The following is an 11,866-nucleotide window of genomic DNA, read 5'->3' as shown; positions in this document are numbered from 1 at the left end:
CGTCCGGGGTGAGCGGGGAGGTCGTTTCCGCTCACCCCGGACGCCCGGGCCCACGGGTCGGGGGTGTCAGTCGCGCCGGCCGGCCAGCAGCGACTCGACCCGCTCCCGGACGTCCGCGGTGTCCAGGCCGCGCACCGTCAGGGTGGTGCGGCGGCGCAGCACGTCGTCCGCCGTCTCGGCCCACTCGTGGTCGCGGGCGTACACGACCTGGGCCCAGATCTCCGGGCCGTCCGGGTGGATCCGCTCACCGAGCGCAGGGTCCTCGTTGACCAGCCGGGCGATGTCGAAGGACAGCGCGCCGTAGTGGGTGGCCAGGTGACGCGCGGTCAGCGGGTCGAGGCGCTGCCCCGGTTCGCGGTCCACCAGCAGCCGGTGGGCGACCGCGTTGGGGTTGGCGACGCCGGGCAGCGGGACCCGCCGGGGCAGGTGGTCCAGCGGCTCCATGTCCTCGTTCAGCGGGCCGCCGGGCAGCTTGGCGAGCTTGGTGATGACGGTGCGGCCGATGTGCCGGTACGTCGTCCACTTGCCGCCCGCCACCGACAGCATGCCGCCGCTGCCCTCGCTGACGACGGTCTCGCGCCTGGCCTTCTCCACGCCGCCGGGGCCGCCGGGCAGGACCCGCAAGCCCGCGAACGCGTAGGTGATCAGGTCGGGGGACAGGTGCTCGTCCCGCACCGAGTGGGCGGCCTCGTCCAGGATCTGGCGGATGTCGGCCTCGGTGGCCCGCACGTCGGCCGGGTCGCCGGTGTACTCCTCGTCGGTGGTGCCCAGCAGCAGCTGGTCCTCCCACGGCAGGGCGAAGGTGATGCGGTACTTGTCGATCGGGGTCGCCATGGCGGCCCGCCACGGGGTCTTGCGCTTCAGGACGATGTGGGCGCCCTTGGACAGCCGGATGCTGGGGGCGGCGCCCTTGTCCTCCATGCGCCGCAGGTGGTCGACCCACGGGCCGGTCGCGTTGAGCACCAGCCGCGCGTCGACGCCGAACTCGGTGCCGTCCAGCCGGTCCTTCAGGTCGGCGCCGGTGACCCGGCCGTGGGTGAAGCGCAGACCGGTCACCTCGGCGTGGTTGAGGACGACGGCACCCGCCTCGACGGCGGCGCGCACCGTCATGACCGCCATCCGCGAGTCGTTCATCTGGTGGTCGTAGTAGACCGCGACGGCCTTGAGGTTCTCCGTGCGCAGGGCGGGGTTGGCGGCCGCCGCCCTGGCCGGGGAGATGATCCTGCCGACCCCGTCGCCGAAGGCGGACAGCGCCGAGTACGCGAAGACGCCCGCCCCGAGCTTGGCGGCGCCGACCGGGCCGCCCCGGTAGACCGGCAGGTGGAAGGTGAGCGGGTTGACCAGGTGCGGAGCCACGTCCCTGGCCAGGACCCGCCGTTCCATGTGGTTCTCCGCCACCAGCTTGACCGCACCGGTCTGCAGGTAGCGCAGACCGCCGTGGACGAGCTTGGAGGAGGCGGAGCTGGTGGCGCCGGCGAAGTCGCCGGCGTCCACCATCGCGACCCGCAGCCCCGACTGCGCGGCGTGCCATGCCACGGAGGTGCCCAGGATGCCGCCGCCGACGACCAGCAGGTCGTAGGTGGCGCGGCTCAGCAGTTCCCGGGTCTGCGCGCGGCCCGGGTTACGGCCGGCGGTCGGCGTCCCGAGAGCCGGGACGTGCTGCGGGGTGGTCATGATCGGTTCACTTCTCCTCTTCGATCCAGCCCATGGTCCGCTCGACGGCCTTGAGCCAGTCCTTGTACTCGCGGTCGCGGACGTCGGCGTCCATGCGGGGGGTCCATTCGGCGGCACGGCGCCAGTTGGCGCGCAGTTCGTCGGTGTCCGACCAGAAGCCCACGGCCAGACCGGCGGCGTAGGCCGCGCCCAGGCAGGTGGTCTCGGCGACCAGCGGACGTACGACGGGCGCGTCCAGGAAGTCGGCGAGGGTCTGCATCAGCAGGTTGTTGGCGGTCATGCCGCCGTCGACCTTGAGCGCGGTGAGCTCCACGCCCGAGTCCTTGGTCATTGCGTCGACGATCTCCCGGGTCTGCCAGGCGGTCGCCTCCAGCACGGCGCGGGCGATGTGGGCCTTGGTGACGTACCGGGTGAGGCCGGCGATCACACCACGGGCGTCGGAGCGCCAGTACGGGGCGAACAGACCGGAGAAGGCGGGCACGAAGTACGCGCCGCCGTTGTCCTCGACCGACAGGGCGAGGGTCTCGATCTCGGCCGCGGTCTTGATCAGGCCCATCTGGTCGCGCATCCACTGCACCAGCGAGCCGGTGACCGCGATCGAGCCCTCCAGGGCGTACACCGGCTTCTTGTCGCCGATGCGGTAGCCGACGGTGGTGATCAGGCCGTTGTAGCTGTTGATCGGCTTCTCGCCGGTGTTCATCAGCAGGAAGGTGCCGGTGCCGTAGGTGGACTTGGCCTCGCCCTCGGAGAAGCAGGTCTGGCCGAACAGGGCCGCCTGCTGGTCGCCGAGGGCGGAGGCCACCGGCACGCCGGCCAGGGCGCCGGAGGCGGCGGAGCCGTACACCTCGGCGGAGGAGCGGATCTCCGGGAGCACCGCGGCGGGGACGCCGATCGACTCCAGGATCTTCTGGTCCCAGTCCAGGGTGTGCAGGTTCATCAGCAGCGTGCGGGAGGCGTTGGTCACGTCGGTGACGTGGTGGCCGCCGTCGACACCGCCGGTGAGGTTCCAGATCACCCAGCTGTCCATGGTGCCGAAGAGGATCTCGCCGGCCTCGGCGCGCTCCCGCAGGCCCTCGACGTTGTCGAGCAGCCAGCGGATCTTCGGTCCGGCGAAGTAGGAGGCCAGCGGCAGGCCGGTCTCCCGGCGGAAGCGGTCCTGCCCGACGTTGCGGCCGAGCTCCTTGCACAGGGCGTCGGTGCGGGTGTCCTGCCAGACCAGGGCGTTGTGCACCGGCTCGCCGGTGTTCTTGTCCCACAGGACGGTGGTCTCGCGCTGGTTGGTGATGCCGATCGCCTTGACGTCGGCGGAGGTGATGCCGGCCTTGCCGACCGCCTCCTCGATGACCTCCTGCACGTTGGTCCAGATCTCGGCGGCGTCGTGCTCGACCCACCCCGGCTTGGGGAAGATCTGCTCGTGCTCCTTCTGGCCGACCGAGACGATCCGGCCGTCCTTGTCGAAGATGATGCAGCGCGAGGACGTGGTGCCCTGGTCGATGGCCGCGATGAACGGGCCTGCGGTGTGGGCGTCGGTCACGGTGTGCTCCTCAGGTCCTTGGGATGTCGGGGGCTGCTTCTCAGAATGCGATCTTGTAGAGGCCGGCCGCGAGGACCGAACCGACGATCGGGCCGACGACGGGTATCCAGGCGTAGCGCCAGTCGGAGCCGCCCTTGTTGGGCAGCGGCAGCAGGGCGTGCACGATGCGCGGACCGAGGTCGCGGGCGGGGTTGATGGCGTAGCCGGTCGGCCCGCCCAGCGAGAGGCCGATGCCCACGACGACCAGTGCCACCATCAGGGTGCCGGTACCGGAGACCGCGAGGCCCTTGGTGAGGCCGAGGGTCAGGATGAAGAGCACCAGGACGAAGGTGCCGATGATCTCCGTGGCGAGGTTCTGCGCGACGTTGCGGATCTCGGGACCGGTGGAGAATATGCCCAGCACCGGGCCGGGGCCGGTGGTCTGCTTCTCGGCCGCCGCGGTGGCCTGCGCCCCCGGACCGCCGGTGATCTCGGCATCCGTCAGGTGGGCCTGGAACTGGCCGTAGTAGGTGATCCACACCAGGGCCGCGCCGATCATCGCGCCGAGCATCTGGCCGGCCAGGTAGACCGGGACCTTGCTCCACTCGCCGCTGTCGACCGCGAGACCGATCGTGACGGCGGGGTTCAGATGGGCGCCGGAGAGGGAACCGGAGATGTAGGCGCCGGCCAGGACCGCGAAGCCCCAACCGAAGGTGATGGCCACCCAGCCGGCGTTACGGGCCTTGGAACCCTTGAGGGTGACAGCCGCGCAGACGCCGCCGCCGAGGAGGATCAGAACAGCGGTACCGATGGTCTCGCCGATGAAGATGTGGTCGCTGGACACTCGCGACTCCTTTGTCCTTCGTCCAGGGGAAGGCGGACCCCGGTCCCGTTCCGGAGTCCGCGGGCCTGTCACCAGGCCCTCGGCGGTCCCACGGTTACGTACACCTTACCGACTCCGTCGGCTGGTGTTCGACAATGTCGACCGTCGAACGAGAGTGTTCTCCTGCGCGACCGGACCCGTCAAGGGTTCGTCAGGTTGCGGAAAGGTCTCCGAGTCGGCGCGTTCGGCCGGTCGTCAGAAGCGGCCGGCGCCCAGGTCGCGGGAGACCGCCCTGGCGCAGTCCCGTACCGCCGCGACCAGTTGGGGCCGGATCTCGCCGTCCGCGCAGACCCGTTCGACCGCGCCGGTGACGGCCACCGCCCCCACGGTCATGCGGTGCCGGTCGTGGACGGGGGCGGCGATGGAGGCCACGCCGTCCCAGGTCTCCTCCAGATCGGCGCTCCAGCCGCGGGCGCGGGTGAGATCCAGCACACCCTCGAACGCCGCGTCCTCGGTGACGGTGCGCGCGGTCAGCGGCTCGCGCTCCATCTCGACCGCCTCGCTGTGCGCCACGGGGTCGTAGGCCGACAGCACCTTGCCCAGCGCGCTGCTGTGCAGCGGGTGCATGGCCCCGACCTCCAGCACCTGACGGCTGTCGTCCGGTCGGAAGACGTGGTGGACGATGAGCACCCCCTGCTGGTGCAGCACGCCCAGGTAGACGGCCTCGCCGCTGGAACGCGCCAGGTCGTCGGTCCACACCAGGGCGCGGGCCCTCAGCTCGTGCACGTCCAGGTAGCTGTTGCCGAGCCGCAGCAGCTCGGCCCCCAGCTGGTAGCGGCCGGAGACGGGGTCCTGCTCGACGAAGCCCTCCTGCTGCAGCGTGCGCAGGATGCCGTGCGCGGTGCCCTTCGCCAGACCCAGGGAGGAGGCCACGTCCGACAGGCCGAGCCTGCGCTCTCCGCCGGCCAGCAGGCGCAGGATCGCGGCCGCCCTGGCGAGCGACTGGATGGGACCTGGCATGAACAACCCCTCCGTTAGGAACGACCACGCGCCGAGATGGCTGATTCGACAATGCTGAACGATGTCAGACGATGCCGACCGTCATCATCCCAGAGGAAAGTGTGGCACCGCCGTCCGCCCCTCGGAATGCCCCGCGGCGGAATCCGGAGTCTTGGCTACGCTGGCCTGGTGTGTACCAGCAGGACCGGCACACACCAAGCCGACAGCCGTCGCACTCCAGGGAGCACACCCATGGCCCAGCCGTCCCTTTCGTCCACGAGCAGTGCCCGAGCCGCAGCACTGCGAGAGGCCCTGGCGACCCGGGTGGTCGTCGCAGACGGGGCGATGGGCACGATGCTCCAGGCGCAGAATCCCACCCTCGAGGACTTCCAGGGACACGAGGGCTGCAACGAGGTCCTCAACGTCTCCCGCCCCGACATCGTCGCCTCCGTCCACCGCGAGTACTTCGCCGTCGGCGTGGACTGCGTGGAGACCAACACCTTCGGCGCCAACTTCTCCGCCCTCGGCGAGTACGACATCGCCGACCGCATCGTGGAGCTGTCCGAGGCCGGCGCCCGCATCGCCCGCGAGGTCGCCGACGAGTTCACCGCCGCGGACGGCCGGCAGCGCTGGGTCATCGGCTCCATCGGGCCCGGCACCAAGCTGCCGACGCTCGGTCACGTCGACTACGCCGTCCTCAAGGAGGGCTTCCGGCAGAACGCCGCCGGACTCGTCTTGGGCGGCGCCGACGCCCTGCTCGTCGAGACCTGCCAGGACCTGCTGCAGATCAAGGCCGCCGTGCTCGGCACCAAGGAGGCCCTCGCCGAGGCCGGACTCGACCTGCCGCTCTTCGTCCAGGTCGCCGTCGAGACCACCGGCACCATGCTGCTGGGCTCCGAGATCGGCGCCGCGCTGACCGCGCTGGAACCGCTCGGCATCGACACCATCGGCCTGAACTGCTCCACCGGCCCCGCCGAGATGAGCGAGCACCTGCGCTACCTCGCCCGCCACGCCCGCGTCGGGATCTCCTGCATGCCGAACGCGGGACTGCCCATCCTCGGCAAGGACGGCGCCCACTTCCCGCTCGACCCCGAGGGCCTCGCCGACGCCCAGGAGGCCTTCGTCCGCGAGTACGGGCTCTCCCTGGTCGGCGGCTGCTGCGGAACCACCCCCGAGCACCTGCGCCAGGTCGTCGAACGCGTCCGCGGCCACGAGATCACCCCCCGCACGCCGCGCCCCGAGCCGGGCGCCTCCTCGCTCTACCAGACCGTGCCCTTCCGCCAGGACACCTCGTACCTGGCCATCGGCGAGCGCACCAACGCCAACGGCTCCAAGAAGTTCCGCGAGGCCATGCTGGACGGCCGCTGGGACGACTGCGTGGAGATGGCCCGCGAGCAGATCCGCGAGGGCGCCCACCTCCTCGACCTGTGCGTCGACTACGTCGGCCGCGACGGCGTCGCCGACATGAACGAGATCGCCGGACGCCTGGCCACCGCCTCCACCCTGCCGATCGTCCTGGACTCCACCGAGCCCGAGGTGCTCCGCGCCGGCCTGGAGAAGCTCGGCGGCCGCGCCGTGATCAACTCCGTCAACTACGAGGACGGCGACGGCCCCGACTCGCGCTTCGCCCGCACCACCCGCCTCGCCGCGGAGCACGGCGCCGCCCTGATCGCCCTCACCATCGACGAGGAGGGCCAGGCCCGCACCCCCGAGACCAAGGTGGCCGTGGCCGAGCGGCTCATCGCCGACCTGACCGGCAACTGGGGCATCGTCGAGAGCGACATCATCGTCGACTGCCTGACCTTCACCATCGCCACCGGCCAGGAGGAGTCCCGCAAGGACGGCATCGCCACCATCGAGGCGATCCGCGAGCTCAAGCGCCGCCACCCGGACGTGCAGACCACGCTCGGCCTGTCCAACATCTCCTTCGGCCTCAACCCGGCCGCCCGCATGGTGCTCAACTCCGTCTTCCTCCACGAGTGCGTCGAGGCCGGCCTGGACTCGGCGATCGTGCACGCCTCCAAGATCGTGCCGATCGCCCGCATCCCCGAGGAGCAGCGCGAGGTCGCCCTGGACCTGGTGCACGACCGGCGCCGCGAGGGCTACGACCCGCTGCAGCGCTTCCTGGAGCTCTTCGAGGGCGTCGACACCAAGTCGGTCAAGGCCGGCCGCGCCGAGGAGCTGGCCGCCCTGCCGCTCGAGGAGCGCCTGCAGCGGCGCATCATCGACGGCGAGAAGAACGGCCTGGAGGAGGACCTGGACGAGGCCCTGACGGCCCGCCCCGCCCTCGAGATCGTCAACGACACCCTCCTGGAGGGCATGAAGGTCGTCGGCGAGCTCTTCGGCTCCGGGCAGATGCAGCTGCCGTTCGTCCTGCAGTCGGCCGAGGTGATGAAGACCGCCGTCGCCCACCTCGAACCGCACATGGAGAAGTCCGACGCCTCCGGCAAGGGCACCATCGTGCTGGCCACCGTCCGCGGCGACGTCCACGACATCGGCAAGAACCTCGTCGACATCATCCTGTCCAACAACGGCTACAACGTCGTCAACCTCGGCATCAAGCAGCCCGTCTCGGCGATCCTCGACGCCGCACACGAGCACTCCGCCGACGTCATCGGGATGTCCGGCCTGCTGGTGAAGTCCACGGTGATCATGAAGGAGAACCTGGAGGAGCTGAACCAGCGCGGCCTCGCCGCCAGCTACCCCGTCATCCTCGGCGGCGCCGCGCTCACCCGGGCCTACGTCGAGCAGGACCTCCACGAGCTCTACCAGGGCGAGGTCCGCTACGCCCGCGACGCCTTCGAGGGACTGCGCCTGATGGACGCCCTCATCGCCGTCAAGCGCGGCGTGCCCGGCGCCACCCTCCCCGAGCTGAAGCAGCGCCGCGTGGCCGCCCGCCAGGGCGTCGTGCCCGAGCCCGAGGAGAACCGCGGCCAGATCCGCTCCGACGTCGCCGTCGACAACCCGGTGCCCACCCCGCCGTTCTGGGGCTCCCGGGTCGTCAAGGGCATCCCGCTCAAGGACTACGCGTCCTGGCTGGACGAGGGCGCCCTCTTCAAGGGCCAGTGGGGGCTCAAGCAGGCCCGGACCGGCGGCCCGACGTACGAGGAGCTGGCCGAGACCGAGGGCCGTCCGCGGCTGCGCGGACTGCTCGACCGCCTGCAGAGCGAGGGGCTGCTCGAGGCCGCCGTCGTCCACGGCTACTTCCCCTGCGTCTCCAAGGGCGACGACCTGATCATCCTCCACGAGGACGGCACCGAGCGGACCCGCTTCACCTTCCCGCGCCAGCGCCGCGGCCGCCGCCTGTGCCTGGCGGACTTCTTCCGGCCCGAGGAGTCCGGCGAGACCGACGTGGTCGGCCTGCAGGTCGTCACCGTCGGCAACCGGATCTCCGAGGCGGCCAACGAGCTGTTCGCCGCCGACGCCTACCGCGACTACCTGGAACTGCACGGCCTGTCCGTCCAGCTCGCCGAGGCCCTCGCCGAGTACTGGCACGCCCGGGTCCGCGGCGAGCTCGGCTTCGCCGGGGAGGACCCGGCTGCCATGGAGGACATGTTCGCCCTGAAGTACCGGGGCGCCCGCTTCTCGCTGGGCTACGGCGCCTGCCCCGACCTGGAGGACCGGGCCAAGATCGCGGAGCTGCTGGAGCCCGAGCGCATCGGGGTCCGCCTTTCGGAGGAGTTCCAGCTCCATCCGGAGCAGTCCACCGACGCGATCGTCATCCACCACCCGGAGGCCAAGTACTTCAACGCGCGGTAGCCGGACGTACGTCGTACACTGGACGGTCCGATACGGCACCTGGCCGGTCGCACGCCCCCACCACCCGGGCGCGAGGCGACCGGCCTTTGTGCCCCCTGGAAGCAGAGGAGTGGGGCGCATGACGAGCGGTATTCCCGCCACCGAGGTCCGGCCGGCCCGGGAGGCCGGCCTGCAGGCCGTGCTCCTGGACATGGACGGCACGCTGGTCGACACCGAGGGGTTCTGGTGGAACGCGGAGGTCGAGGTCTTCGCGGAGCTCGGCCACGTCCTGGACGACACCCACCGCGAGGTCGTCGTCGGCGGGCCCATGGCCCGCAGCCTGGGGCACCTCATCTCGGTCACCGGTACGGACGCCACGCTCGCCGAGCTGTCCACGCTGATCAACCTGCGTTTCGTCGAGCTCATCGGCCGCGGCGTGCCGCTGATGCCGGGCGCCCAGCGGCTGCTCACCGAGCTGGCCGCGCACGGGGTGCCCGCCGCCCTGGTCTCCGCCTCCCACCGCCGCATCATCGACGCCGTCATGCTCTCCCTCGGCTCGCACCACTTCGCCTTCTCCCTCGCCGGGGACGAGATCGAGCGGACCAAGCCGCACCCCGACCCCTACCTGATGGCCGCCGCACGGCTGGGCGCGGACCCCTCACGCTGCGTGGTCGTCGAGGACACCCCCACCGGGGTCGCGGCCGCCGAGGCGGCCGGCTGCCGGGTCGTGGCCGTCCCGTCCGTCGCCGCCATCGCGCCGGCCGCCGGGCGGACCGTGGTCACCTCGCTGGAGCGGGTCGACGTGCCTTTTCTGCGCTCTCTGATTACAGCCGTTCACTGAGCGTTGCCGTGAATTGAACGGAAACTCTGGGCGCTTGCCCGGCTATTTTCCGTGACGATTCGGGGCGCGGAATTGTTTACCGGCCGGTACGCCGGTGCGTGATACTTTTCACATCCCGGGGTGTCGACAGCGTGCGCCGGGCGTGCTCCACACCGTCAAATCGCGGTGCGGTCAGGGTGGTTGTGTCCGGATTGCGGACCCGCGGGCTGTTCGTTCCGCTGTCCGGATATCGGTACGGCACTCCCCGTTATCCAGCCGTGACGCGGGCTCAACTTCACCGTGTTCGAGGGCGGTCCACCGGAATGCCGGACCCCGGCAATTCCAGGTATCGTCGCCCCGCTCAACACTGCACGGCCAAGGGCCGGAAGAGGGAGAACAACGAGGATGAATCGCAAGCTACTGGTGCTGCCGGCCCTGCTGGGCCTCGCCGCGCCCGTACTCGCCGGGTGCGGTGACTCGACCGGCGGTGGCGGTGGCGGTGACGCGGTCGTCATCGGCTCCACGGACCCCATCGAGGTGTCCGCGGACCAGCCTTCCCCCCTTGATCCGGCCACGGCCTACGACGGTGGCACGTACAGCTTCTTCAACAACACCTTCCAGATGCTGCTCGGTTACACGCGCAGCTCCACCACCCCCGAGCCCGACGCCGCCAAGTCCTGCGGATTCTCCGACACCAAGTCGGAGCTGTACCGCTGCACGCTGCGCGACGGCTTGAAGTTCGCCAACGGCCACGCGCTCACCTCGGAGGACGTCAAGTTCTCGGTCGACCGCGTGCTGAAGATCAACAGCGACATCGGCCCGGCGAGCCTCCTGGTGAACATCGAGAGCGTCGAGGCTCCCGACCCGAAGACCGTCGTCTTCCACCTCAAGTCCTCCGACGCCACCTTCCCCTACAAGCTGGCGACCCCGGCCGCGGCCATCGTCGACAGCGAGGTCTACAGCGCCACCGAGCCGCTCAAGGGCCTGAAGATGGAGGGCTCCGGCCCGTACAAGCTGGACTCGTGGGAGGACGGCAAGGCGGTCCTCAGCGCGAACCCGAACTACAACGGCCTGATCGGCAAGCGCAGCAACGACAAGGTCGAGGTCCGCTTCTTCTCCTCGGCCCCCGACATGCTGAAGGCGCTCTCCGACGGCGAAGTCGACCTGGTGAACCGCACCCTCACGCCGGACCAGATCAGCGAGCTCGAGAAGAACACGGTCGAGAACGTCAAGCTGACCGAGACCACGGGTGCCTCGGTCCGCTTCATGTTCTTCAACGTCGACGACCCCTCGGTGAAGCCCACGGCCGTGCGTGAGGCCATCGCCCGCGTCCTCGACCGCGACTCCCTCGCCCGCGACGTGACCAAGGGCACCGCCACCCCGCTCTTCGGTGCCGTTCCGACCGGCATCACCGGCCACACCAACGCGTACTTCGACAAGTACGGCGAGCCCGACCGCAACAAGGCCGCCGAGACGCTGTCCGACGCGGGCATCAGCACCCCGGTCAAGTTCACCTGGACCTACCCGACCGAGCACCCGTCCACCCCGGACAAGGAGGAGGCCGAGCACCTGAAGAAGCAGCTCGAGGCCACCGGGCTGTTCAAGGTCGACCTCCAGCCGATCACCTGGAAGAAGTTCCTGAAGGGTGCCGCCACCGGGCAGTTCGCCGCCTACTCGCTCAGCTGGCTCCCCGACTTCCCGGACCCCGAGACCTACATCGCCCCGTTCTTCGCGGACGACGGATTCCTCGACCTGAACTACAAGGGCCAGACCATCAAGAACTCGCTCCTGCCGGCCACCCGCCAGGCGGCGAACCGCAGCAAGACGGACGCGGACTTCGGGCAGATGCAGAACATCCTGTCGCGTGAACTCCCGATGATCCCGCTGTACCAGGACAAGCAGTTCGTCGCCAGCCGCGACGGCATCACGGGAGCCGAATGGTTCCTCAACTCCTCTTCCAGCGCCCAGTTCTGGGAGATCGGTCGCGGTGTGACAGGATGAGCCACCGGTCGGCCGGGCCCGGGAATTATTCCCGTCGGTCCGGCCGGCCCGGGCCTGCCCCGTGCGACGAAGCTGTGAGGGAAGTCTCGTGAGGAATCGAGTCCAACGACTGGCGCTCCCACTTTCCGCCACAATGACGGCCGTCATGGTCGCAGGCTGCGGCACGGGAGGGTCCGACGGCGAGACCGGCGGTGATCCCCTCACGATGGGCATCACGGACAAGGTGACCGCGGTGGATCCGGCCTCCGGTTACGACGTCGGCTCCTGGATCGTGTTCAACAACGTCTTCCAGTCGCTG

Annotated in this window: 7 protein-coding genes; 3 read left to right on the top strand and 4 right to left on the bottom strand. The window is 70.1% G+C overall.

Translation table 11 applies throughout. The annotated features are described in order from the left end of the window. Nucleotides 1-66: 66 nt before the first annotated feature. From ACFW3D_RS41300 to ACFW3D_RS41285, 4 genes are all read right to left on the bottom strand, one after another. Nucleotides 67-1,674 carry a glycerol-3-phosphate dehydrogenase/oxidase gene (locus ACFW3D_RS41300; protein ID WP_500513570.1) on the bottom strand — a complete coding sequence of 536 codons (1,608 nt, stop codon included), beginning with the start codon at nt 1,672-1,674 and terminating at the stop codon, nt 67-69. A gap of 7 nt (nt 1,675-1,681) precedes the next feature. After that, nucleotides 1,682-3,208 (bottom strand): glycerol kinase GlpK, encoded by a 1,527-nt coding sequence (glpK, locus tag ACFW3D_RS41295; protein WP_500513569.1) that lies wholly within the window; start codon nt 3,206-3,208, stop codon nt 1,682-1,684. A 40-nt stretch (nt 3,209-3,248) separates the two neighbouring features. Continuing rightward, nucleotides 3,249-4,031, bottom strand: a complete 783-nt coding sequence (locus ACFW3D_RS41290) for an MIP/aquaporin family protein (protein WP_500513568.1) — start codon at nt 4,029-4,031, stop codon at nt 3,249-3,251. A 234-nt stretch (nt 4,032-4,265) separates the two neighbouring features. Beyond that, nucleotides 4,266-5,030: an IclR family transcriptional regulator gene (locus ACFW3D_RS41285; RefSeq protein ID WP_500513567.1), complete on the bottom strand. Its 765-nt coding sequence runs from the start codon at nt 5,028-5,030 to the stop codon at nt 4,266-4,268. Nucleotides 5,031-5,261: 231 nt separating this feature from the next. Here ACFW3D_RS41285 and metH point away from each other — a divergent pair, with 231 nt between their 5' ends. The 3 genes from metH to ACFW3D_RS41270 all read left to right on the top strand — a co-directional run bounded on the left by metH (nt 5,262) and on the right by ACFW3D_RS41270 (nt 11,568). Further along, entirely contained in the window at nt 5,262-8,768 is a 3,507-nt protein-coding gene (gene metH / locus ACFW3D_RS41280; RefSeq protein ID WP_500513566.1) for a methionine synthase, read from the top strand. Between the two features lie 118 nt (nt 8,769-8,886). Further along, complete coding sequence (locus ACFW3D_RS41275) at nt 8,887-9,588, top strand: HAD family hydrolase (protein ID WP_500513564.1); 702 nt, start codon at nt 8,887-8,889, stop codon at nt 9,586-9,588. Between the two features lie 384 nt (nt 9,589-9,972). Then, nucleotides 9,973-11,568, top strand: coding sequence for an ABC transporter substrate-binding protein (locus tag ACFW3D_RS41270; protein WP_500513562.1), 1,596 nt, complete (start codon nt 9,973-9,975; stop codon nt 11,566-11,568). Nucleotides 11,569-11,866 lie beyond the last annotated feature (298 nt).

The sequence above is a fragment of the Streptomyces sp. NPDC058864 genome, from assembly GCF_042742985.1.
Classification (GTDB): Bacteria; Actinomycetota; Actinomycetes; order Streptomycetales; family Streptomycetaceae; genus Actinacidiphila.
The sequence above is the reverse complement of the archived record's forward strand: the minus strand, read 5'-3'. Positions and strand labels throughout refer to the sequence as shown.

What these genes read in the sequence shown, in the direction of transcription:
- ACFW3D_RS41275 (WP_500513564.1), top strand. Translation starts at nt 8,887, where the DNA reads ATGACGAGCGGTATTCCCGCCACCGAGGTCCGGCCGGCCCGGGAGGCC.
- ACFW3D_RS41300 (WP_500513570.1), bottom strand. Translation starts at nt 1,674, where the DNA reads ATGACCACCCCGCAGCACGTCCCGGCTCTCGGGACGCCGACCGCCGGC.
- ACFW3D_RS41270 (WP_500513562.1), top strand. Translation starts at nt 9,973, where the DNA reads ATGAATCGCAAGCTACTGGTGCTGCCGGCCCTGCTGGGCCTCGCCGCG.
- ACFW3D_RS41285 (WP_500513567.1), bottom strand. Translation starts at nt 5,030, where the DNA reads ATGCCAGGTCCCATCCAGTCGCTCGCCAGGGCGGCCGCGATCCTGCGC.
- metH (WP_500513566.1), top strand. Translation starts at nt 5,262, where the DNA reads ATGGCCCAGCCGTCCCTTTCGTCCACGAGCAGTGCCCGAGCCGCAGCA.